This window comes from Pectobacterium punjabense (genome assembly GCF_012427845.1).
Classification (GTDB): Bacteria; Pseudomonadota; Gammaproteobacteria; order Enterobacterales; family Enterobacteriaceae; genus Pectobacterium; species Pectobacterium punjabense.
This window is the reverse complement of the sequence record NZ_CP038498.1, coordinates 3422489-3448570: the sequence shown is the minus strand read 5'-3', so window position 1 is coordinate 3448570 and position 26082 is coordinate 3422489. Positions and strand designations below refer to the sequence as shown.

The window sequence follows — 26082 nt, the reverse complement described above, 5'->3', positions numbered from 1 at the left end:
TCATAAAAATAATTATAGATATCAAGGAGAAAGTATTTTGAACGGTGTGATTGGTGTTATTAAATTCGTTATTGGACAAGTTTTTGTTGTCGCGCTTGATGGGAGTCAGAGACTGTTAGTTGCTGGCGATCGCGTTTACAGTGGTGAAGAAGTGATAACCGGTGCTAACGGCGCGGTTTCAATCACATTACCTGATGGTAAGACACTGGATCTGGGACGCGATAGCCACTGGAGCGATGTAAGCAGCGCATCTTCTCAGAAAAATGTAGATGTCGCCAATGATGTCGCAGCTATACAAGATGCTATTGCTCAGGGCGCTGACCCAACGCAAGTCCTAGAGGCGGCCGCCGCTGGTAATGATGACACTGGCGAAGCGGGTGATGGCGGTGGTGGGCATTTCAATTCAACGGTGGTACTGGATTTAACGGCTGATGTCGTGACTGCCCCGATTGGTTATGATACTGCGGGCATATCGTTTACCGATAGAGCCTCATCTGTTCTGGATGGTGTCGATTCATCTACGTTGCTTACTGCCACTGCTGCTACCACTGCGGAAGATAATAGTGCACCGGTCACGGCGGATCAGAGTATTGCCACGGATGAAGATACGCCGGTGAGCGGCACCATTGTGGCCACCGATGTGGACGGCGACACGCTGCGCTACAGCGTGAGCACGCAACCTGCTAACGGCACCCTGACGCTGGACGGCAGCACCGGGCAATATACCTATACGCCGAGCGCCAACTTTAACGGCAACGACAGTTTTGTCGTCACCGTCTCGGACGGCAACGGCGGCACCACCACCAGTACGGTGAGTATCGGGGTGCGGCCGGTCAACGATGCACCGGTGACGGCGGACCAGTCGATAGCCACGGATGAAGATACGCCGGTGAGCGGCACCATTGTGGCGACCGATGTGGATGGCGACACCCTGAGTTATACGGTCGGTACCCCACCGGCCAACGGCACGCTGACGCTCAATGGCACCACCGGGCAATACACCTATACGCCGGGCACCAACTTTAACGGCAATGACCGCTTTGTCGTCACCGTCTCTGACGGCAACGGCGGCACCACCACCAGCACGGTGAGTATCGGGGTACGCCCGGTCAACGACGCACCGGTCACCGCCGATCAGTCGATAGCCACGGATGAAGATACGCCGGTGAGCGGCACCATTGTGGCGACCGACGTCGACGGCGATACGCTGAGTTATACGGTCGGTACCCCACCGGCCAACGGTACGCTGACGCTGGATGGCACCACCGGACAATATACCTATACGCCGGGCACCGACTTTAACGGCAATGACCGTTTTGTGGTCACGGTGTCGGACGGCAACGGCGGCACCACCACCAGTACGGTGAGCATTGGGGTGCGCCCGGTCAACGATGCGCCAGTGACCGCTGACCAGTCGATAGCCACGGATGAAGATACACCGGTGAGCGGCACCATTGTGGCCACCGATGTGGATGGCGACACCCTGAGTTATACCGTCGGTACGCCACCGGCCAATGGCACGCTGACGTTAAACAGTGCGACTGGCGCGTACACCTATACGCCGGGCACCAACTTTAACGGCAACGACCGCTTTGTGGTCACGGTGTCGGACGGTAACGGCGGCACCACCACCAGCACCGTCAGTATCGGCGTGCGCCCGGTCAACGACGCGCCGGTGACGGCGGATCAGAGTATTGCCACGGATGAAGATACGCCGGTGAGCGGCACCATTGTGGCCACCGATGTGGACGGCGACACGCTGCGCTACAGCGTGAGCACGCAACCTGCTAACGGCACCCTGACGCTGGACGGCAGCACCGGGCAATATACCTATACGCCGAGCGCCAACTTTAACGGCAACGACAGTTTTGTCGTCACCGTCTCGGACGGCAACGGCGGCACCACCACCAGTACGGTGAGTATCGGGGTGCGGCCGGTCAACGATGCACCGGTGACGGCGGACCAGTCGATAGCCACGGATGAAGATACGCCGGTGAGCGGCACCATTGTGGCGACCGATGTGGATGGCGACACCCTGAGTTATACGGTCGGTACCCCACCGGCCAACGGCACGCTGACGCTCAATGGCACCACCGGGCAATACACCTACACGCCGGGCGCCAACTTTAACGGCAATGACCGCTTTGTGGTGACGGTCTCGGACGGCAACGGCGGCACCACCACCAGCACGGTGAGTATCGGGGTACGCCCGGTCAACGACGCGCCAGTGACTGCTGACCAGAGTATTGCCACGGACGAAGATACGCCGGTGAGCGGCACCATTGTGGCGACCGATGTGGATGGCGACACCCTGAGTTATACGGTCGGTACCCCACCGGCCAACGGTACGCTGACGCTCAATGGTGCTACCGGGGCGTACACCTACACGCCGGGCGCCAACTTTAACGGCAATGACCGCTTTGTGGTGACGGTGTCGGACGGCAACGGCGGCACCACCACCAGCACGGTGAGTATCGGGGTGCGCCCGGTCAACGACGCACCGGTCACCGCTGACCAGTCGATAGCCACGGATGAAGATACACCGGTGAGCGGCACCATTGTGGCCACCGATGTGGATGGCGACACCCTGAGTTATACGGTCGGTACGCCACCGGCCAACGGCACCCTGACGCTGGATGGCACCACCGGGGCGTACACCTATACGCCGGGCGCCAACTTTAACGGCAATGACCGTTTTATCGTCACGGTGTCGGACGGCAACGGCGGGACGACGACCAGTACGGTGAGCATTGGTGTGCGTCCGGTCAACGATGCACCGGTGACCGCCGACCAGAGTATTGCCACCGATGAAGACACGCCGGTGAGCGGCACCATTGTGGCCACCGATGTGGATGGCGACACCCTGAGCTATACGGTGAACACGCAACCTGCTAACGGCACCCTGACGCTGGATGGTGCTACCGGCGCCTACACCTATACGCCGGGCGCCAACTTTAACGGCAATGACCGCTTTATTGTCACGGTATCGGACGGTAACGGCGGCACCACCACCAGTACGGTGAGTATCGGGGTACGCCCGGTCAACGACGCCCCGGTCACGGCGGACCAGTCGATAGCCACGGATGAAGATACGCCGGTGAGCGGTACGATTGTGGCGACCGATGTGGATGGCGATACGCTGCGCTACAGCGTGAGTACGCAACCGGCCAATGGCACGCTGACGCTCAATGGCACCACCGGGGCGTACACCTATACGCCGGGAGCCAACTTTAACGGTAACGACCGTTTTGTGGTCACGGTGTCGGACGGTAACGGCGGCACCACCACCAGCACCGTGAGTATCGGGGTTCGTCCGGTCAACGATGCGCCGGTGACCGCCGACCAGAGTATTGCCACCGATGAAGACACGCCGGTGAGCGGCACCATTGTGGCCACCGATGTGGACGGCGACACCCTGAGTTATACGGTCGGCACCCCACCGGCCAACGGCACCCTGACGCTCAATGGTGCTACCGGGGCGTACACCTATACGCCGGGAGCCAACTTTAACGGTAACGACCGTTTTGTGGTCACGGTGTCGGACGGTAACGGCGGCACCACCACCAGCACCGTCAGTATCGGGGTACGCCCGGTCAACGACGCCCCGGTGACGGCGGACCAGTCGATAGCCACGGATGAAGATACGCCGGTGAGCGGCACCATTGTGGCCACTGATGTCGATGGCGATACCCTGCGCTACAGCGTGAGCACGCAACCTGCTAACGGCACCCTGACGCTGGATGGCACCACCGGGGCGTACACCTATACGCCGAGCGCCAACTTTAACGGCAATGACCGTTTTATTGTTACGGTGTCGGACGGCAACGGCGGGACGACGACCAGTACGGTAAGCATTGGGGTGCGGCCGGTCAACGACGCACCGGTGACGGCGGACCAGAGCATTGCCACCGATGAAGATACGCCGGTGAGCGGCACCATTGTGGCGACCGATGTCGACGGCGACACCCTGAGCTATACGGTGAACACGCAACCGGCCAACGGCACCCTGACGCTCAATGGTGCTACCGGGGCGTACACCTATACGCCGGGAGCCAACTTTAACGGTAACGACCGTTTTGTGGTCACGGTGTCGGACGGTAACGGCGGCACCACCACCAGCACCGTGAGTATCGGGGTTCGTCCGGTCAACGATGCGCCGGTGACCGCCGACCAGAGTATTGCCACCGATGAAGACACGCCGGTGAGCGGCACCATTGTGGCCACCGATGTGGATGGCGACACCCTGAGTTATACGGTCGGTACGCCACCGGCCAACGGCACCCTGACGCTGGATGGCACCACCGGGGCGTACACCTATACGCCGGGCGCCAACTTTAACGGCAATGACCGTTTTATCGTCACGGTGTCGGACGGCAACGGCGGGACGACGACCAGTACGGTGAGCATTGGGGTACGGCCGGTCAACGACGCACCGGTGAGCGCGGATCAGTCGATCACCACCCGGGAAGATACGCCGGTTGGCGGCACCATCCGGGCGACCGATGTGGACGGTGATACGCTGCGCTACAGCGTGAGCACGCAGCCGCAGCACGGTACCCTGACCCTGGACGGGGCGACGGGGCAGTACACCTATACGCCGGCGCAGGACTACAACGGCAACGATCGCTTTATTGTCATGGTGTCGGACGGCAACGGCGGGACGACGACCAGTACGGTGAGCATCGGGGTACGCCCGGTCAACGATGCACCGGTGACCGCCGACCAGAGTATTGCCACCGATGAAGACACGCCGGTGAGCGGCACCATTGTGGCCACCGATGTGGACGGCGATACGCTGAGCTATACGGTCGGTACGCCACCGGCCAACGGCACGCTGACGCTGGATGGCACTACCGGGGCGTACACCTATACGCCGAGCGCCAACTTTAACGGCAATGACCGTTTTATCGTCACGGTATCGGACGGCCACGGCGGGACGACGACCAGTACGGTGAGCATCGGGGTGCGTCCGGTCAACGACGCCCCGGTGACGGCGGACCAGTCGATAGCCACGGATGAAGATACGCCGGTGAGCGGCACCATTGTGGCGACCGATGTCGACGGCGATACGCTGCGCTACAGCGTAAGCACGCAGCCGCAGCACGGCACCCTGACGCTGGACGGGGCGACCGGGCAATATACCTATACACCGGCGCAGGACTACAACGGCAACGATCGCTTTATTGTCACGGTATCGGACGGTAACGGCGGGACGACGACCAGCACGGTGAGCATCGGGATCACCCCGGTGAACGATGCGCCGGTCACCGCTGACCAGAGCATTGCCACGGATGAAGACACGCCGGTGAACGGCACCATTGTGGCGACTGATGTGGACGGCGATACGCTGCGCTACAGCGTGAGCACGCAACCGCAGCACGGTACCCTGACGCTGGACGGGGCGACCGGGCAATATACCTATACGCCGGCGCAGGACTACAACGGCAACGATCGCTTTATCGTCACGGTGTCGGACGGCAACGGCGGGACGACCACCAGTACGGTGAGCATCGGGATCACCCCGGTGAATGATGCACCGGTCACCGCTGACCAGTCGATAGCCACGGATGAAGATACGCCGGTGAGCGGCACCATTGTGGCGACTGATGTCGATGGCGATACCCTGCGCTACAGCGTGAGCACGCAACCTGCTAACGGCACCCTGACGCTGGATGGCACCACCGGGGCGTACACCTATACGCCGAGCGCCAACTTTAACGGCAATGACCGTTTTATTGTTACGGTGTCGGACGGCAACGGCGGGACGACGACCAGTACGGTAAGCATTGGGGTGCGGCCGGTCAACGACGCACCGGTGACGGCGGACCAGAGCATTGCCACCGATGAAGATACGCCGGTGAGCGGCACCATTGTGGCGACCGATGTCGACGGCGACACCCTGAGCTATACGGTGAACACGCAACCGGCCAACGGCACCCTGACGCTCAATGGTGCTACCGGGGCGTACACCTATACGCCGGGAGCCAACTTTAACGGTAACGACCGTTTTGTGGTCACGGTGTCGGACGGTAACGGCGGCACCACCACCAGCACCGTGAGTATCGGGGTTCGTCCGGTCAACGATGCGCCGGTGACCGCCGACCAGAGTATTGCCACCGATGAAGACACGCCGGTGAGCGGCACCATTGTGGCCACCGATGTGGATGGCGACACCCTGAGTTATACGGTCGGTACGCCACCGGCCAACGGCACCCTGACGCTGGATGGCACCACCGGGGCGTACACCTATACGCCGGCGCAGGACTACAACGGCAACGATCGCTTTATCGTCACGGTGTCGGACGGCAACGGCGGGACGACGACCAGCACAGTGAGCATCGGGATCACCCCGGTGAACGATGCGCCGGTGAGCGCGGATCAGTCGATCACCACCCGGGAAGATACGCCGGTCGGCGGCACTATCCGGGCGACCGATGTGGACGGTGATACGCTGCGTTACAGCGTGAGCACGCAGCCGCAGCACGGTACCCTGACGCTGGACGGGGCGACCGGGCAATATACCTATACGCCGGCACAGGACTACAACGGCAACGATCGCTTTATTGTCACGGTATCGGACGGCAACGGCGGGACGACGACCAGCACGGTGAGCATCGGGATCACCCCGGTGAACGATGCGCCGGTGAGCGCGGATCAGTCGATCACCACCCGGGAAGATACGCCGGTTGGCGGCACCATCCGGGCGACCGATGTGGACGGCGATACGCTGCGCTACAGCGTGAGCACGCAGCCGCAGCACGGTACCCTGACCCTGGACGGGGCGACCGGGCAGTACACCTATACGCCGGCACAGGACTACAACGGCAACGATCGCTTTATTGTCACGGTGTCGGACGGCAACGGCGGTACCGCCACCAGCACCGTGAGTATCGGCGTGCGTCCGGTCAACGACGCCCCGGTGACGGCGGACCAGTCGATAGCCACGGATGAAGATACGCCGGTGAGCGGCACCATTGTGGCCACCGATGTGGATGGCGACACCCTGAGCTATACGGTCGGCACCCCACCGGCCAATGGCACCCTGACGCTGGATGGCACCACCGGGGCGTACACCTATACGCCGGGCACCAACTTTAACGGCAATGACCGTTTTGTGGTCACGGTGTCAGACGGTAACGGCGGGACGACGACCAGCACGGTAAGCATCGGGATCACCCCGGTGAACGATGCACCGGTGAGCGCGGATCAGTCGATCACCACCCGGGAAGATACGCCGGTTGGCGGCACTATCCGGGCGACCGATGTGGACGGTGATACGCTGCGCTACAGCGTGAGTACGCAGCCGCAGCACGGTACCCTGACGCTGGACGGGGCGACCGGGCAATACACCTATACGCCGGCGCAGGACTACAACGGCAACGATCGCTTTATTGTCACGGTGTCGGACGGCAACGGCGGGACCACCACCAGTACGGTGAGTATCGGGGTGCGGCCGGTGAATGATGCACCGGTGACGGCCGACCAGAGTATTGCCACCGATGAAGACACGCCGGTGAGCGGCACCATTGTGGCCACCGATGTGGATGGCGACACCCTGAGCTATACGGTCGGCACCCCACCGGCCAATGGCACCCTGACGCTGGATGGCACCACCGGGGCGTACACCTATACGCCGGGCACCAACTTTAACGGCAATGACCGTTTTGTGGTCACGGTGTCAGACGGTAACGGCGGGACGACGACCAGCACGGTAAGCATTGGGGTACGCCCGGTCAACGATGCACCGGTGAGCGCGGATCAGTCGATCACCACCCGGGAAGATACGCCGGTCGGCGGCACTATCCGGGCGACCGATGTGGACGGTGATACGCTGCGTTACAGCGTGAGCACGCAGCCGCAGCACGGCACCCTGACGTTGGACGGCGCCACCGGGCAATATACCTATACGCCGGCGCAGGACTACAACGGCAACGACCGCTTTATCGTCACGGTGTCAGACGGCAACGGCGGGACCACCACCAGTACGGTGAGCATCGGGATCACCCCGGTGAACGATGCGCCGGTGAGTGCGGATCAGTCGATCACCACCCGGGAAGATACGCCGGTCGGCGGCACTATCCGGGCGACCGATGTGGATGGCGATACGCTGCGCTACAGCGTGAGCACGCAGCCGCAGCACGGCACCCTGACGCTGGACGGGGCGACCGGGCAATACACCTATACGCCGGCGCAGGACTACAACGGCAACGATCGCTTTATCGTCACGGTGTCGGACGGCAACGGCGGGACGACGACCAGCACAGTGAGCATCGGGATCACCCCGGTGAACGATGCGCCGGTGAGCGCGGATCAGTCGATCACCACCCGGGAAGATACGCCGGTCGGCGGCACTATCCGGGCGACCGATGTGGACGGTGATACGCTGCGTTACAGCGTGAGCACGCAGCCGCAGCACGGTACCCTGACGCTGGACGGGGCGACCGGGCAATATACCTATACGCCGGCACAGGACTACAACGGCAACGATCGCTTTATTGTCACGGTATCGGACGGCAACGGCGGGACGACGACCAGCACGGTGAGCATCGGGATCACCCCGGTGAACGATGCGCCGGTGAGCGCGGATCAGTCGATCACCACCCGGGAAGATACGCCGGTTGGCGGCACCATTGTGGCGACCGATGTGGACGGTGATACGCTGCGCTACAGCGTGAGTACGCAGCCGCAGCACGGCACCCTGACGCTGGACGGGGCGACCGGACAATACACCTATACGCCGGCGCAGGACTACAACGGCAACGATCGCTTTATTGTCACGGTATCGGACGGTAACGGCGGCACCACCACCAGCACGGTGAGTATCGGGGTGCGGCCTGTCAACGATGCGCCGGTGACGGCGGATCAGAGTATTGCCACCGATGAAGATACACCGGTGAGCGGCACCATTGTGGCCACCGATGTCGATGGCGATACGCTGAGCTATACCGTCGGTACCCCACCGGCCAACGGTACGCTGACGTTAAACAGTGCGACTGGCGCGTACACCTATACGCCGGGCGCCAACTTTAACGGCAATGACCGTTTTGTGGTGACGGTCTCTGACGGCAACGGCGGTACCGCCACCAGCACCGTGAGTATCGGCGTGCGTCCGGTCAACGACGCCCCGGTGACGGCGGACCAGTCGATAGCCACGGATGAAGATACGCCGGTGAGCGGCACCATTGTGGCCACCGATGTGGACGGCGACACCCTGAGCTACACCGTCGGTACCCAGCCGCAGCACGGTACCCTGACGCTGGACGGGGCGACCGGGCAATATACCTATACGCCGGCGCAGGACTACAACGGCAACGATCGCTTTATTGTCACGGTGTCGGACGGCAACGGCGGGACCACCACCAGTACGGTGAGTATCGGGGTGCGGCCGGTGAATGATGCACCGGTGACGGCCGACCAGAGTATTGCCACGGATGAAGATACGCCGGTGAGCGGCACTATTGTGGCCACCGATGTCGACGGCGATACGCTGAGCTATACGGTGAACACGCAACCGGCCAACGGTACCCTGACGCTGGACGGCGCGACTGGGCAATACACCTATACGCCGGCGCAGGACTACAACGGTAACGACCGCTTTGTCGTCACCGTCTCGGACGGCAACGGCGGGGCGACGACCAGCACCGTCAGTATCGGGGTACGGCCGGTCAACGACGCCCCGGTCACGGCTGACCAGAGTATTGCCACGGATGAAGATACGCCGGTGAGCGGCACTATTGTGGCGACCGATGTCGACGGCGATACGCTGAGCTATACGGTGAACACGCAACCTGCTAACGGTACGCTGACGCTCAATGGTGCTACCGGGGCGTATACCTATACGCCGGGCGCCAACTTTAACGGCAATGACCGCTTTGTCGTCACCGTCTCGGACGGCAACGGCGGGACCACCACCAGCACCGTCAGTATCGGGGTGCGTCCGGTCAACGACGCACCGGTCACCGCTGACCAGAGTATTGCCACGGACGAAGACACGCCGGTGAGCGGCACCATTGTGGCCACTGATGTGGACGGTGATACGCTGCGCTACAGCGTGAGCACGCAGCCGCAGCACGGTACCCTGACGCTGGACGGCGCCACCGGGCAATATACCTATACGCCGGCACAGGACTACAACGGCAACGATCGCTTTATCGTCACGGTGTCGGACGGCAACGGCGGGACGACGACCAGCACAGTGAGCATCGGGATCACCCCGGTGAACGATGCGCCGGTGAGCGCGGATCAGTCGATCACCACCCGGGAAGATACGCCGGTCGGCGGCACTATCCGGGCGACCGATGTGGACGGTGATACGCTGCGTTACAGCGTGAGCACGCAGCCGCAGCACGGCACCCTGACGCTGGACGGGGCGACCGGGCAATATACCTATACGCCGGCGCAGGACTACAACGGCAACGACCGCTTTATCGTCACGGTGTCAGACGGCAACGGCGGGACCACCACCAGCACGGTGAGCATCGGGATCACCCCGGTGAACGATGCGCCGGTGAGCGCGGATCAGTCGATCACCACCCGGGAAGATACGCCGGTTGGCGGCACCATCCGGGCGACCGATGTGGACGGCGATACGCTGCGCTACAGCGTGAGCACACAGCCGCAGCACGGTACCCTGACGCTGGACGGGGCGACGGGGCAGTACACCTATACGCCGGCGCAGGACTACAACGGCAACGATCGCTTTGTGGTCACCGTCTCGGACGGTAACGGCGGGACGACGACCAGCACGGTGAGCATCGGGATCACCCCGGTGAACGATGCACCGGTGAGCGCGGATCAGTCGATCACCACCCGGGAAGATACGCCGGTTGGCGGCACCATTGTGGCCACCGATGTCGACGGCGATACGCTGCGCTACAGCGTGAGCACACAGCCGCAGCACGGTACCCTGACGCTGGACGGGGCGACGGGGCAGTACACCTATACGCCGGCGCAGGACTACAACGGCAACGATCGCTTTGTGGTCACCGTCTCGGACGGTAACGGCGGGACGACGACCAGCACGGTGAGCATCGGGATCACCCCGGTGAACGATGCGCCGGTGAGCGCGGATCAGTCGATCACCACACGGGAAGATACGCCGGTCGGCGGCACTATCCGGGCGACCGATGTGGACGGTGATACGCTGCGCTACAGCGTGAGCACGCAGCCGCAGCACGGCACCCTGACGCTGGACGGGGCGACCGGGCAATATACCTATACGCCGGCGCAGGACTACAACGGCAACGATCGCTTTATCGTCACGGTGTCGGACGGCAACGGCGGGACGACGACCAGCACAGTGAGCATCGGGATCACCCCGGTGAACGATGCGCCGGTGAGCGCGGATCAGTCGATCACCACCCGGGAAGATACGCCGGTTGGCGGCACCATCCGGGCGACCGATGTGGACGGTGATACGCTGCGCTACAGCGTGAGCACGCAGCCGCAGCACGGCACCCTGACGCTGGACGGGGCGACCGGGCAATATACCTATACGCCGGCGCAGGACTACAACGGCAACGATCGCTTTATCGTCACGGTGTCGGACGGCAACGGCGGGACGACGACCAGCACAGTGAGCATCGGGATCACCCGGTGAACGATGCGCCGGTGAGCGCGGATCAGTCGATCACCACCCGGGAAGATACGCCGGTTGGCGGCACCATCCGGGCGACCGATGTGGACGGTGATACGCTGCGCTACAGCGTGAGCACGCAGCCGCAGCACGGTACCCTGACGTTGGACGGGGCGACAGGAAAATATACGTACACGCCCGCGGCTAACTTTAGTGGTAGCGATCGTTTTATCGTCACCGTTTCGGATGGCAAAGGAGGCACAACCGCTAGCACCGTTTCAGTCGGCATTACCCCAGTAGCCGATGCACCGGTAGTGAGCCTGAACACCACCGCCGGTACCACAACACCGACCTCTGCGGAAATCATCAAGGTGAATGGAGGAAGTGGGAAGTCCGGTGGGTTTGATGTGCAAGATGGGAAAATTGTTAAGATCGGCAGTGGCGTGCGCGTTTGGTTGACTGAGGGTGACACTGCGCCTACTGCTGCTAACCCTTCGGAACAGGTTAAGTATTACGGCAAAGATAACAACAATGGTAATCCTGGGGGATCGACAAGCTATGCTGACATTTTTGTTGTTCACTCCAAAAGCGGTTATTTCTACCGTCAGTCTGATTGGACTGAAGCACAAAAACAGTATAACCAGCTTGATTCTGTCCACGGGAATAGTCAGTCACAGTCGAGTAACCCAGGTAAAGATTATATCTTTGTCCAAAAAGAAGAAGGCTTTACCTATAAGGCTGAAAATTCAACGAATAATAGAAATAATAACTTCAACACAATGGATGGTGTGAAAGTTACTTATTCTGATGGAAAGGGGCATTCAGGGTCTTTAATCAAGCAGGTCAGTAACCAGCTTGAAGGGGTGATCTACAGCGATGGTTCGACGTATACCGCCGGAAATAGTGCGACGGTGGACAAAGTACCTGGTCAGGTGGGAAAACAAACCTATGTCCTCGATGTTTCGGCAGCATTGACCGATCGTGACGGTAGTGAAACGTTGTCAGGGATTCGGTTGACGGGGATTCCAACGGGCACGGTGCTGACTGACCAGATCAATAACGTGAAGTATACCGTGGGTGCTGATGGTACCTACCTGATTCAAAATGCGCACAATGCCCAAACGCTGGCTGGGAAGATTACGCTTGAGGTGCCAGGCGATGCCGGTAAATTGAATGTTGTTGCACAGGCGACATCGACAGAAATGGGCAACCACGATACGGCAACGGGTTATTCGGCGGAAGGCGCTGAGCAATATGGATTGAGTGTCGGTGCGGCAGGTAACGATACGATATCCGGCACATATAATGATGATGTGCTGTTCGGCGATGTCGTGTCGTTCCCTAACATCGACGGTAACGGTATCACGGCTTTACAAAACTACATCGGTAAGCAATTGGGTATGCAAACGGGCGTTCCGACGACGAAGGACATGCATAACTATATTGCGTCGCATAGCACGGAGTTTGATCTGTCGTCAGCCAAAGGGGGGAATGACGTACTCAACGGCGGTGACGGGGATGATATCCTTTTCGGTCAGGGAGGAAATGATACTCTCTACGGTGGTGCAGGGAATGACTTGCTCTACGGTGGTAGCGGAGACGATATCCTGATCGGCGGTGCTGGAGGAGATACGCTCATTGGCGGAGCCGGGGCTGATACCTTTAAATGGCAGGCTGGCGACATCGGTAATGACGTCATCAAAGACTTTAATGCCAAAGAGGGCGACCGGATAGATTTAAGCGATCTGATTGGTGAGTTGGAGCAGGGAACCGATATCAGTCGCTATATTCGTATCACGGATAATCAGGGTTCTCCAGTCATTGAGGTGAGCACGGCGGGGAACTTTACGGCCAATAACGGCGGAACGGTTGCGGTGTCGATTACGTTGGAACATTATAACGGCGCATTACCATCGCTTGAAAGTTTGGTTAATAAACCGGAACAGTCCCACTGATGGAAAAGGCGGAGCCTGAACAGGCTCCCTACTTTATCGAAAACGTAAAAGGTCTCTGAAAATGTTTTATATCCAGCGCGACAGTGATGGGCATCTAATAAAGGTAGAAAAGAGTCCTTTTTCTGACATGAATGGTGAGTTGCCTGACGATTCGCGTGAGGCGCTTGCCTGGTTCCGGAGCCATCAGGCGGCGATGTCCAGTTTGCAGCAACTACAGCAAAGCGATCTGGAAATGGTGCGCGTGCTGGAAGATTTAATTCAGGTTTTGATCCAAAAAGGCGTAGTCAGTATTACCGATTTCCCTCAGGCAGCGCAGCTGAAGCTGATCAACCGCGCTCAGGCGCGCGAAGCGCTGAATGGCGGATTGAACAAGCTGATTGGCGATGATGAAGAAACGATGTTTTAACGCGATCGTGTTCTACGTAGATGGTATTTTAGATAGATTATGTTTTAACGTCGATCCCGACCTCTCTCTATAATGGAGGAAGCCGGGGCGGCGAAAACACCACTAGCCAAAATGGCGTCAGGCCTTGAGCGCTGGCATTGGTTCGCCCAGCAGCCTTCCCATTGCTCCCTGTAATCCCATTTCCTGAAGCACTTTCAGCTCACCTGCGGTTTCAACGCGTTCGGCGATAAGCGGTAGGGCAATACTGTTAGTGGCACGATACAGCGCTTCGATAAACATTTGCTTATCGCTTTCCTGATCGATATTGCGGATGTAGCTACCATCGACTTTTAGGTAAGCCAGCCCCCACTGGGACAAATTGCCGATCATATTAAAGCGCCCACCAAAGTGTTGTAGCCCCAGCGCACAGCCATGCTCATTCAACAGCTTGATTAAAGCTTCCAACTGGACGCTGTCTGGCAGTTGATTCTCATCCAGTTCCAAAATTAGCCGTCTGGCGACGTCTGGCTGATGTTTCAACGGAGCAAGCAGATCGGCGAGTAGATGAAGATTCAGTACCGTGGTACCAGACAGGCTGAGGGCGAGGTTGCCGTCGTGTTGGCGGAGGTAGTCCAGCACTTCGCGCAGCATGGTCTGATCCAGACGAGTATCCCAGCCAAAGCGTTGAATCCACGGCAGGAAACGGCCTGCCGCGATGCTGTTTCCTTGCTCATCCTGAATGCGAGCCAGTACTTTGTGATGTAATATCTGGCTGGGATCGTCACACGCTACAACGGGCTGTAGGAAAAGCTGCAAACGTTCCTGTTCAAGGATAGGATCGAGCAGGTTAAACCACATATGACGATCGGTTTCGACCTGTTCAGCACTGACAGATGGAATGTCGTGAGTGGCGGTCGTATCGGTATCGCTTTCGGCCCGAGTGAGCGCCTGATCGCCCTGAATAAACAGGGATTGCGCGGTGTCGCCGGGGCGGAAGGGCACCATGCCGAATTGAGCGACAGGGGAGACGTCGGTTTCGCCCGTCAGATGCAACGTCTCAATGTTGCGCGTCAGTTCGCCAATCAGCGCATAGGCTTCTTTATCGACCAATCCTGGGCAAAACAGCGCAAATTCCCCACCGCGGATACGTGCCAGCAGGCTTTCCGTATTCGTGTGCTGCTTTTGCGTTTTACGCAGGATGTGGCCGACGGAGGCTAACAGCGCGTCGGTGCGCTGACCGCCCAGCCGCTGGTTCATTCCCGCCAGATCCTGAACGCGAATCATAATAAGAAATCCGGGGGCAGTTTCTTCATCGGCTAGCTTGTCGTTGAATTGCATATCAAATGCACGGCGGTTATTCAGCCCGGTTTGTGGATCTTGATAAGCTTCCTGACGTAAGCGCTCGCTTCGCTCTGCTTCCTCTTCAAACAGCGTCTTGAGTTTGCTGACCATCAGGTTCATTGCTTGCGCGACGCGGCGAAATTCCGGCGTATTGGGCAGATCCGGCTGGCTTAGGAATTCACGTCGGGTAATTGCCAGTGATTGATCAACAATATAGTCGAGCGGACGTAACTGGCGGCGCAGGAACAACGCGCCGATGAGCACGCCCAGCGTGCCGCAGCCAAGCAGCCACAGGAAGGTAGCCGTACTGCTGCGCCACAGCCGGGTTACTGCGAACATCGGGTGGCTGACCACTTCGACTTTTGCTGCCTGTTCCCAACCGCGCATCACAATGGCTTCGCCTGCACCGGGCTGAAGATCCACTAATCGGACAAACCAGATCGGTACATCAGGGATATCCGGTGAGGCGGTGCGCTCCAACGTGACGTTGCCGGTTTTTAAATCTCGCACGCGAATACTGGAAAAATAGCCGCTGTCGAAAATGGAACTGACCATCAGCTCTACCATTGCCGGGTCATCAATATTCGGCGTCAGGGAAAGCCCGAGTGCTGTAGCTGCATCCTGTGCATGAGAGTGAAGCTGGTTATTGTATTGTTCGCGTGAATTTTCCAGGCTGACGAAAAAACTCCCGCTGAAAATGATTAGCACGAACAGGCAGATGGCTATCAGTAATTGTTTGTATAAAGACATAGCCTACCTTTACTCCTCAATTGAAAACCCTTCGGCACGCATTTTGGTTAATACATCCTGCCAGCGTGAAAGTCGTTTACTGTCACCGACGCGTTTGTTGCTGCCGCTTGCTCCCGGCAGCCAGAGACCACCGCCGTTAAAGGCGTACACCGGCACTAAATCGTTGCGCTCTGTCGCAGGTTGGATCTTATCGGTCAGATTATCCAGCACCAGCGGAATCGAGGTTGGTGTGGGATAATAGGTAACTACCATATGCGCTTTATTCAGACGCAGGGCTTTAACATAGGTGATGCGCAATTTGTCCGCAGAGACGCCTAAATGACGCAGCGTAAAATACTTGGCAAGCGCATAATCCTCACAGTCTCCAGCGCCTTTACGCAGCGCTTCAATCGGTGTTGCCCAGTAGTCTTCCTGATTCCAGACGACAATATCATCGCGAAACAGCATACGATCGTTGAAAAACTGATTCACGATACTCAGCAGCGCTTTTTCGTCTTTATTGCGGGAATTCACCAACAGCGTCTGCCATTCATTTATCCGGCGGCGCGCATCGGGCGTTGCCGGGCCATAAAGCTGCTCGGTTCGCTGATTAATGGTAATAAAATCCCAGTCCGCACGTAGAGAACCCGCCAGCAGAAACAGCAGACAGCTAATAAAGAACAGCTTGTAACTGGAGATCTTGAACCCGGAGAATCGCACTGAGGTTTCTCTGTTTACCTTGCGAGATGAATGTGGAGAGTGAATTCGATGCAGAATAGCTTACTTTGATAGGTCTCAAAAGCATATATACCCTAAACTGGTTTCTGAAACGCGTGATCCGGCAATCAATGTGAAGCTGGTGCACCGGGCTTGCCGTATCGTGGTGGAAGCGACGGTGGGCGAAAAGAATACGGCGCGACAGGCGCTGATTAGCGGATAAGACTATCTTGATGCAAGTCGGGGGAGATGTTTTGAGTGACAAGCGAGAGCAACGCATTGTTTTTTTTGATCTGGATGGCACGTTGCATCAGCAGGATATGTTTGGCAGTTTTTTGCGTTTCTTGCTTCGTCGATTGCCGTTAAACCTCATTTTGGTTATTCCGCTATTGCCGGTGATAGGGCTTGGGTTATTAATTCGGGGGCGCGCGGCGCGCTGGCCGATGAGCTGGCTGCTGTGGGCGATTACGTTTGGGCGTGACGAAGACGATCTTGCTCAGCTTGAAAAGCAGTTCGTTGGTGCATTTCGTCGCGATGTCATACCGTTTCCGCAGGTTCAACAGCGGTTGAAAAGCTATCTTGAAGACAGTGATGCACAGGTTTGGCTGGTGACGGGATCGCCACAGCGGCTGGTTGAACAGGTCTATCAGGATTCGCCTTTTTTATCTGGCGTTCGCCTGATGGGGAGCCAGATTACCCGTCGCTACGGCGGCTGGGTACTCACGCTGCGCTGTCTCGGGCATGAAAAAGTGACGCAGATGGAGCAGCGTTTAGGTGCACCGCTCAAGCTCTACAGCGGCTATAGCGACAGCAAGCAGGACAACCCATTGCTCTATTTTTGCGAGCACCGTTGGCGGGTGACGCCCGAAGGAAGTCTGCAACAACTGGAGTAACGCCTTCAATACGCCAACCATATAGGTATAATGCGCCGCCAAAAATGCGAATGATTGAGTGAGGAAATGTGACTAGCCTGCATAATGATGAATACTGGATGCGCTATGCATTGACGCTGGCTCAGCGTGCTCAAGATGAAGGCGAAGTCCCGGTTGGCGCGGTGCTGGTGTTGGATAACGAAGCGATTGGCGAAGGGTGGAATCGGCCGATAGGTCATCACGATCCTACCGCGCACGCTGAAATTATGGCACTGCGGCAGGGGGGAGTCGTGTTGCAGAACTACCGCCTGCTGGAGACCACGCTGTATGTCACGTTGGAGCCGTGCATCATGTGTGCGGGCGCGATGATACATGGCCGCATTGGTCGTCTGGTTTATGGCGCGTCAGATGAGAAAACGGGGGCGGCGGGATCGCTGTTGGACATTCTGCGCCACCCTGGCATGAATCATCAGATTGTTATTGAATCGGGTGTGCTGGCTGACGAATGCTCTGCAACGCTCAGCGCATTTTTTCGTCTGCGTCGTGAACAGCATAAAGCCCGCCGAGCCGCAGAGAAGAACGCCGCGCAGGAATAGCGTATACCCGTCATACTTCAAGCTGCTTGTGCGTTGGCTGCCCTTACTCACCCCAGTCACTTACTTGTGTAAGCTCCTGGGGATTCGTTCAGTTGCCGCCTTCACGCAACTCGAATTATTTAGGGTATAGGTCCATTCTAGTTTTTTTTATTCCGGCACTTTGGTGAGAGGAACCGCTGGATAGCCTTGCGCAATCTGGGTTTGTTGCTGAGCCTTGGCTTCTTTTTCTATCAGATAACCTTCCAGACTCACCATATAGCGCCGAATGTTTTCCACATAATTATAGGCTTCTTGCCCGCGTGCGTAGCCGTAGGTGGTTTGCGTGTAATAGCGCTTCTGGCTTAGCATTGGCAGGCGCATTTTTACGTCTACCCAACTGTCAGGATTGCCTTTTTGTTTCTCGGTCAATTTACGTGCATCAAGCAGATGGGCGTATCCCATGTTGTAGGATGCCAGCGCAAACCAGATTTTTTCATCTTCGGGAATGGTGTCTGGCATTTTCTGCATCATATACGACATATATTGTGCGCCGCCGCGAATACTCTGCTCAGGGTCGACGCGATCGGTCACGTTCAGGCTTTCTGCGGTGTTACGCGTTAGCATCATCAATCCGCGTACGCCGGTAGGGGAGGTTGCCAGCGGGTTCCAGTGTGACTCCTGATAGGAGATGGCGGCTAGCAGCTTCCAGTCGATATCGGTGGCGTATTTTTCAAACAGCGGGCGCAGGTCCGGTAACGTTTCATCGATGGCGCTCAGAAACGTGGTGGTATCGACATAATCAAATTCACCAACGTGACCGAGATACTTTTCCTCCAGACGTGCGAGCGTACCATCTTCGACAATCTTGCTGAAAAAATCTAACAGGGCAGCAGACAGGCTGTCATCGTGCGAACGACGCATATACCAGGTGACCGGCTCTTCATCGCTAAGATCGAAGGCGACGGCGAGCTGCGGATGAATACGCTGCATCAGGCCGATGGTCACTGAGTCACCTAGCGCATAGTCCAGTTTGCCGTCAGCAACCTGTTTCAATAATTCCTGTGTGCTCTGATCGGAGGCGGATTCCCAACTCAACTGTGGGTATTTCTCTGCTTTTAAATCGCGCAGGGTTGCCGCATGAGCGGAGCCTGATGTGACAACGAGACGGCCTTGCAGTTTATCCAACGTTTTTGGGCGAGGTGAACCGAGGCGGTAGACCATCTGCTGTGAGATGGAGTAGTAGGTCGGGCCAGCACGGAAACGTTCTAAGCGCTCATGATTATAAATCAGCCCGGCAGCTAGCAGGTCTGCATCGTCACCGTCCAGATCGTCGAACAGTTCGTCAAGATTCTTGCGTGACGAGACCACCAGCTTGACGCCGAGGTAATCGGCAAAACGTTTTGCCAGTTCATAGTCCAGACCTGTCGGGGAACCGTTGCTCATAGCATAAGTCAGCGGTGAGTTAACGGTGCTGATACGTAACTCGCCGCGTGAGAGGATCTGCCTGAGCTGTACATCCTGACTGCTGCGCCAGGGAATACTAGGCCATAGCGCTAACGCCAGTAGTAACGTGATAATCCCGATGAAAAAATAATTTAATTTTAAAGGCTTCAAATAGTTATCTCTCGGCGGCCGGATGGCCAGGCTGTCTGTAACGGCAGTTTTTTTATACGTCATTTCCCAGAGTGGGGGCATTTTGCTTAACAAACCGCCAGTGTGCAACTTTTATTGATTTGGTCACCGATTAATCATCCGGCGGAGGCGAAGTAAAATTATCGGCACGCAAACGGTTTCGTCCGAGGGAAGGATTCTCTATAATACGCGCGTTTCCCCCCTGTTGTGCCCAGTGGCTGTATCGCAGCCAGTGCATCGAAGACGAGAGAACTTTAGATTATGGAAATACTGCGTGGTTCACCTGCTTTATCGGCTTTTCGTATTAATAAATTGCTGGTCCGCTGCAAAGAGCACGTTTTGCCGGTCAGCGATATCTATGCTGAATACGTACATTTCGCCGATGTCAGCGCCCCGCTGAACAACGATGAACAGGCCAAACTGACACGTTTGCTGAAGTATGGCCCTTCTCTCGCGGAGCACGAGCCGCAAGGTCGTCTGTTACTGGTCACGCCGCGTCCCGGCACTATTTCACCGTGGTCTTCCAAAGCAACAGACATTGCCCATAACTGTGGCTTAAGCAAAGTTTTGCGCTTAGAGCGCGGTCTGGCTTTCTATATTCATGCGCCAATGCTGAGCGATGAACAGTGGCAGCAACTGGGGACATTGCTACATGACCGGATGATGGAAAGCGTATTTAGCGACCTGAAACAGGCTGAAGCGTTGTTCTCTCATCATCAACCAGCCCCTTTCAAGCGTATTGAAATTCTGCTGCAAGGACGTCAGGCGCTGGAAGAGGCAAATGTCCGTCTGGGGTTGGCATTGGCGGAAGATGAAATTGATTATCTGCTGGAAGCCTTCACCAAACTGGGCCGCAATCCTAACGATATTGAACTGTATATGTTCGCACAGGCGAACTCTGAGCACTGCCGCCACAAGATTTTTAACGCGGATTGGGTAATCGACGGCGTAACTCAGCCGAAATCACTGTTCAAAATGATCAAAAACACCTTTGAACACACGCCCGATCACGTTCTCTCTGCTTATAAAGACAACGCTGCCGTCATGGAAGGCTCCGCCGTTGGCCGTTTCTACACCGATACCAACGGGCAATATACTTACCATCAGGAAGACGCACATATCCTGATGAAGGTGGAAACGCATAACCACCCAACGGCGATTTCACCGTGGCCGGGCGCAGCAACAGGGTCTGGCGGTGAAATCCGTGATGAAGGCGCAACGGGTCGTGGCTCTAAGCCGAAAGCTGGCTTGGTCGGTTTTTCTGTATCGAATCTGCGTATTCCTGGCTTTATCCAGCCGTGGGAAGAAGAAGAGTTCGGTAAGCCAGATCGTATTGTCAGCGCGCTGGATATCATGACTGAAGGCCCATTAGGCGGCGCGGCATTTAACAACGAATTCGGCCGTCCTGCACTGACTGGCTATTTCCGTACTTATGAAGAACGCGTTGATAGCCACAATGGCACAGAGCTGCGCGGTTACCATAAACCGATCATGCTGGCGGGCGGCATTGGTAACATCCGTGGCGATCACGTCAAAAAAGGCGAAATTAGCGTTGGCGCTAAACTGATTGTATTGGGCGGACCGTCCATGAATATCGGTCTGGGTGGTGGCGCGGCGTCTTCCATGGCATCGGGTCAGTCTGATGCGGATTTGGATTTTGCTTCTGTTCAGCGTGATAACCCAGAAATGGAGCGTCGCTGTCAGGAAGTGATCGACCGCTGCTGGCAGTTGGGTGAAGCTAACCCGATCCTGTTCATTCACGATGTCGGCGCGGGCGGTTTGTCTAACGCCATGCCTGAGTTGGTGAGCGACGGCGGTCGCGGTGGTCGCTTTGAACTGCGTGATATTTTGAACGACGAGCCGGGTATGAGCCCGCTGGAAGTCTGGTGTAACGAGTCGCAGGAGCGCTACGTTCTGGCGGTTGCGCCAGAGCAACTGGCACAGTTTGATGACATTTGCCGCCGCGAGCGCGCGCCTTATGCGGTGATTGGTGAAGCGACGGAAGAACTGCATCTGACGATGAACGATCGTCACTTCAACAACAAACCTATCGATTTACCGCTGGATGTGCTGCTGGGTAAAACACCGAAGATGCTGCGTGATGTAGAGCGCAAACAGGTAGAAGGCACACCATTACAGCGTGACGAAATTTATCTGGCCGAAGCGGTCGAGCGCGTGCTGCACTTGCCCGTTGTCGCGGAAAAAACCTTCCTGATCACCATTGGTGACCGTTCTGTTACGGGCATGGTTGCGCGCGATCAGATGGTCGGACCGTGGCAGGTGCCGGTGGCTGACTGTGCGGTGACTACCGCCAGCCTTGACAGCTATTACGGCGAGGCGATGTCTATCGGCGAACGTGCACCTGTTGCGCTACGTAACTTTGCGGCTTCCGCGCGTTTGGCGGTAGGTGAGGCGCTGACGAACATTGCTGCTACGCATATCGGCCCGCTGACTCGCGTGAAGCTGTCTGCAAACTGGATGGCGGCAGCAGGGCATCCGGGTGAAGACGCTGGCCTGTACGATGCGGTAAAAGCCGTGGGCGAAGAACTGTGTCCGGCGCTGGGTCTGACGATCCCAGTGGGTAAAGACTCCATGTCGATGAAAACCCGCTGGCAGGAAGACGGTGAAGATCGCGCGGTCACCTCGCCGATGTCGCTGGTGATCTCTGCATTTGCGCGTGTGGAAGACGTGCGTAACACGGTAACGCCACAGCTGCGTACCGGGCAGGATAATGCGCTGCTGCTGATCGATCTGGGCGCAGGTAATAAAGCATTAGGTGCGACGGCGCTGGCGCAGGTTTATCGCCAACTGGGTCGCAAAACGGCAGATGTTCATAGCCCAGAGCAATTGGCAGGCTTCTTTAACGCCATGCAACAACTGGTTGCGGATAAGGCGCTTCTGGCCTACCACGACCGTTCAGACGGCGGTCTGCTGGTAACGCTGGCAGAGATGGCGTTTGCTGGTCACTGTGGTATCACTGTTGATATTGCGTCTCAGGGTGAAGATACGCTGGCGACGCTGTTTAATGAAGAGTTGGGTGCCGTAATCCAGATTCCAGAAGCGCGTCGTGCCGAAGTCAACGCCGTTCTGGCGCTGCACGGTTTGGCCGATTGTGTGCATTATCTTGGTTATGCCGAAGAAGGAACGCGTTTCACCATCAATCAGGGTACTGAAGCGGTCTATCAGGAAAGCCGTTCGACGCTGCGCCGCTGGTGGGCTGAAACCAGCTGGCAGATGCAGCGCCTACGTGATAACCCGCAGTGTGCCGATCAGGAACACATCGCCAGACAGGATGATAACGATCCTGGCCTGAATGTATCGCTGACCTTCAACCCGCAGGAAGATATCGCCGCACCTTATATTGCTAAGAATGCTCGGCCTAAAGTGGCAGTCCTGCGTGAGCAGGGGGTGAATTCCCACGTAGAAATGGCGGCGGCGTTCCACCGTGCTGGCTTTGAGGCCATCGATATCCATATGAGTGACCTGCTGGCGAATCGTCGTAACTTGAAGGATTTCCAAGCGCTGGTTGCGTGTGGCGGCTTCTCTTATGGTGACGTGCTGGGCGCGGGCGAAGGCTGGGCTAAATCTATTCTGTTCAACTCTCGCGTGCGTGATGAGTTCGCTGAATTCTTCTTGCGTCCGCAGACGCTGGCGCTGGGCGTATGTAACGGTTGCCAGATGATGTCCAACTTGCGTGAGTTAATTCCAGGTGCCGATCTCTGGCCGCGCTTTGTCCGCAATAAATCCGATCGCTTTGAAGCTCGTTTCAGTCTGGTCGAAGTGGAGAAAAGCCCGTCGCTGTTTATGAATGACATGGCGGGATCTCGCATGCCAATTGCCGTTTCACATGGTGAAGGGCTGGTTGAAGTCCGTGACGATGCGCATTTAGCGGCGATTGAAGAGCACGGTCTGGTCGCACTGCGTTATATCAACCACTATGGGCAGGTAACCGAGAATTATCCGGCTAACCCGAATGGGTCGCCAAACGGTATCACGGCGGTAACCAGTACTAGTGGTCGGGCAACTGTCATGATGCCGCATCCTGAACGCGTGTTCCGTACCGTTAGTAACTCTTGGCACCCAGAAGAATGGGGCGAGGATGGCCCGTGGATGCGTATGTTCCGCAACGCACGTAGACAACTGGGCTGAGTTAACGTCAGTGAGAGAAAGGGGCTTCGGCCCCTTTTTTACCTCTGTTATCTCGCTTTGTCGTTTTTTTGCGACGGACTGGTTTTTTATTGTCTCTGATTGGTGACATTTAACTAATTGATTTATATGGAGGCTGTGACGGCGTTATAAAGCTGTCTGTTTTTAGCGACATAAATCGTCTCTTTTACGCATATTGTCGCTGTTTTAATTTTGGATAATCTGTTTTTCGATAAAAATAATAATAAAAAATATTATTAATCAAGTGGTTATTTTTTATTTTTTGATATTGGCATGATACATGCATTTTAATCGACGTTGCTCATTCAACTGGTTATGATTGCGTTGCTAACTGGCAAACATTTTCGCTCATAACATCTGGAATGATGCCAAAAGAAAGGGTGCCTATCGTCCACCAGACCGATAACAGTACGTGAAAACGAACGTTATCAAGCATCGGACGACACGTTGAGTGAGGCACCGCCTATTCAGTTACGCGGCCAGAGGGAGCGATTCTTCTGGCCGCGTGACGTTTTATACTCGCCACATCCCCCAGAAAATCCCCCTGATTGCTTTTTACGGCGTGACTTTCTATAGCGTTACATTGGTACTCATGCCGTATTGCGAAGCGTTGCGCATGTCGTAAGGGAAAACGTTGAACTTTTATAAGACTCAGTTAGCATCAGAGCGGATTCGATAGGTAACGAGATGATTTCTTTGAAACGATGGCGTTTATTTCCGCGTTCCCTGCGGCAATTAGTAATTATGGCATTCTTGTTGGTGCTGTTGCCGCTGTTGGTACTGGCTTATCAGGCTTATCAAAGCCTAAACATGCTGAGCGAACAGGCTGCGGATATTAATCGCACAACGCTGGCTGATGCCCGCCGCAGTGAGGCGATGACCAGCGTAGCGCTGGCGATGGAGCGTAGCTATCGGCAATACTGTGTATTAGATGACCAGACGCTGGCGACGCTTTACCAAAACCAGCGTAAACAGTATTCGCAAATGTTGGACTCCCACGCGCGGGTGCTTCCCGATCCCCGTTATTATCAGACGTTACGTCAACTGCTGACTCAGCTTGGCGAGATACGCTGTCATAACAGCGGCCCGGAACAAACGGCGTCCAGCCTGCTGGAAGGGTTCTCTCGCGCTAACGGACAGATGGTGCAGGTGACGCGTGACGTCGTTTTCTCTCGCGGGCAACAGCTTCAGCAGGCTATTTCCGAACGCGGCCAGTTCTTTGGTTGGCAGGCGTTGCTCTTGTTTCTGGTCAGCGTACTGCTGGTGGCTCTTTTTACGCGGATGATTATTGGCCCGGTTAATGGTGTAGAGCGGATGATTAACCGCCTTGGCGAAGGCCGTTCGCTGGGGAATACCAGCACGTTCAAAGGCCCGCGTGAGATTCGGACGCTGGCGCAGCGCATTATCTGGCTGAGTGAGCGTCTGTCCTGGCTGGAGTCACAGCGACACGAGTTCTTACGTCATATTTCCCATGAGCTCAAGACGCCGCTGGCCAGTCTGCGAGAAGGCACCGAACTGCTGGCTGATGAGGTAGTTGGCCCGCTGACTACCGACCAGAAGGAGGTTGTCGCTATTCTCGATAGCAGCAGCCGTCACCTGTTGCAGTTGATCGATCAACTGTTGGACTATAACCGCAAACTGGCAGATACGCCGACCGAGCTGGAGCGTGTTGAAATCGAAGAAATCGTCGATATCGTCGTGTCATCCCACAGTCTCCCTGCTCGCGCCAAAATGATTCATACCGATGTGACACTGGCCGTTGGGCACTGTTGGGCGGAGACGACGCTGTTGATGCGAGTGATTGATAATCTCTATTCCAACGCGGTGCACTACGGGAAGGAATCCGGTAACATTTGGATTTATAGCCGCCAGATTGGCAATCGCGTTCAGATTGATGTCGCCAATAGTGGTACGTCCATTCCTGATGCCGAGCGGAGCATGATTTTTGAGCCCTTTTATCAGGGAAGCCATCAGCGCCGTGGCGCGGTAAAGGGTAGCGGGCTCGGGTTGAGTATTGCGCGCGATTGCATTCGCCGTATGCGTGGTGAGCTTAGCCTAATTACAGTGGACTATGCTGATGTGTGTTTCCGCATCGAACTGCCCTTATTGTCCGATAATGAATAAAGTCCGAGAA

10 protein-coding genes are annotated in these 26082 nt (G+C 56.9%); 7 read left to right on the top strand and 3 right to left on the bottom strand.

The window, feature by feature from the left end:
- The first annotated feature begins 46 nt into the window (after positions 1-46).
- The 3 genes from E2566_RS15620 (at position 47) to E2566_RS15610 (ending at position 13936) form a co-directional block, all read left to right on the top strand.
- On the top strand, positions 47-11599 hold the full coding sequence (locus tag E2566_RS15620; RefSeq protein WP_240958799.1) for a retention module-containing protein: 11553 nt from the start codon (positions 47-49) through the stop codon (positions 11597-11599).
- Positions 11596-13530, top strand: coding sequence for an Ig-like domain-containing protein (locus E2566_RS15615; RefSeq protein WP_240958789.1), 1935 nt, complete (start codon positions 11596-11598; stop codon positions 13528-13530). The genes E2566_RS15620 and E2566_RS15615 overlap by 4 nt, the downstream gene beginning before the upstream one ends.
- 61 nt (positions 13531-13591) lie before the next feature.
- On the top strand, positions 13592-13936 hold the full coding sequence (locus E2566_RS15610) for a tryptophan synthase subunit beta (RefSeq protein ID WP_107170423.1): 345 nt from the start codon (positions 13592-13594) through the stop codon (positions 13934-13936).
- Positions 13937-14053: 117 nt separating this feature from the next.
- Here the strand turns inward: E2566_RS15610 and lapD are convergent, their stop codons facing one another.
- Both lapD and lapG read right to left on the bottom strand, forming a co-directional pair.
- Positions 14054-16006 (bottom strand): cyclic di-GMP receptor LapD, encoded by a 1953-nt coding sequence (lapD, locus tag E2566_RS15605; RefSeq protein WP_107170424.1) that lies wholly within the window; start codon positions 16004-16006, stop codon positions 14054-14056.
- A gap of 9 nt (positions 16007-16015) precedes the next feature.
- Positions 16016-16705 carry a cysteine protease LapG gene (gene lapG, locus E2566_RS15600; RefSeq protein ID WP_107170425.1) on the bottom strand — a complete coding sequence of 230 codons (690 nt, stop codon included), beginning with the start codon at positions 16703-16705 and terminating at the stop codon, positions 16016-16018.
- A gap of 251 nt (positions 16706-16956) precedes the next feature.
- Between lapG and yfhb the strand changes: the two genes are divergently transcribed.
- Together yfhb and tadA are read left to right on the top strand one after the other, a co-directional pair.
- Positions 16957-17595: a phosphatidylglycerophosphatase C gene (gene yfhb / locus E2566_RS15595; protein ID WP_107170485.1), complete on the top strand. Its 639-nt coding sequence runs from the start codon at positions 16957-16959 to the stop codon at positions 17593-17595.
- A 98-nt stretch (positions 17596-17693) separates the two neighbouring features.
- On the top strand, positions 17694-18170 hold the full coding sequence (gene tadA, locus E2566_RS15590) for a tRNA adenosine(34) deaminase TadA (protein WP_233671812.1): 477 nt from the start codon (positions 17694-17696) through the stop codon (positions 18168-18170).
- A gap of 147 nt (positions 18171-18317) precedes the next feature.
- Here tadA and mltF read toward each other — a convergent pair whose 3' ends face one another.
- Positions 18318-19826, bottom strand: coding sequence for a membrane-bound lytic murein transglycosylase MltF (mltF, locus tag E2566_RS15585; RefSeq protein ID WP_107170427.1), 1509 nt, complete (start codon positions 19824-19826; stop codon positions 18318-18320).
- A gap of 216 nt (positions 19827-20042) precedes the next feature.
- Here mltF and purL point away from each other — a divergent pair, with 216 nt between their 5' ends.
- Together purL and E2566_RS15575 are read left to right on the top strand one after the other, a co-directional pair.
- Positions 20043-23930 (top strand): phosphoribosylformylglycinamidine synthase, encoded by a 3888-nt coding sequence (purL, locus tag E2566_RS15580; protein WP_107170428.1) that lies wholly within the window; start codon positions 20043-20045, stop codon positions 23928-23930.
- 705 nt (positions 23931-24635) lie between these two features.
- Complete coding sequence (locus tag E2566_RS15575; protein WP_107170429.1) at positions 24636-26072, top strand: sensor histidine kinase; 1437 nt, start codon at positions 24636-24638, stop codon at positions 26070-26072.
- The last annotated feature ends 10 nt before the right edge of the window (positions 26073-26082 follow it).

What these genes read in the sequence shown, in the direction of transcription:
- E2566_RS15610 (WP_107170423.1), top strand. Translation starts at nt 13,592, where the DNA reads ATGTTTTATATCCAGCGCGACAGTGATGGGCATCTAATAAAGGTAGAA.
- lapD (WP_107170424.1), bottom strand. Translation starts at nt 16,006, where the DNA reads ATGTCTTTATACAAACAATTACTGATAGCCATCTGCCTGTTCGTGCTA.
- tadA (WP_233671812.1), top strand. Translation starts at nt 17,694, where the DNA reads ATGCGCTATGCATTGACGCTGGCTCAGCGTGCTCAAGATGAAGGCGAA.
- mltF (WP_107170427.1), bottom strand. Translation starts at nt 19,826, where the DNA reads ATGACGTATAAAAAAACTGCCGTTACAGACAGCCTGGCCATCCGGCCG.
- purL (WP_107170428.1), top strand. Translation starts at nt 20,043, where the DNA reads ATGGAAATACTGCGTGGTTCACCTGCTTTATCGGCTTTTCGTATTAAT.
- E2566_RS15575 (WP_107170429.1), top strand. Translation starts at nt 24,636, where the DNA reads ATGATTTCTTTGAAACGATGGCGTTTATTTCCGCGTTCCCTGCGGCAA.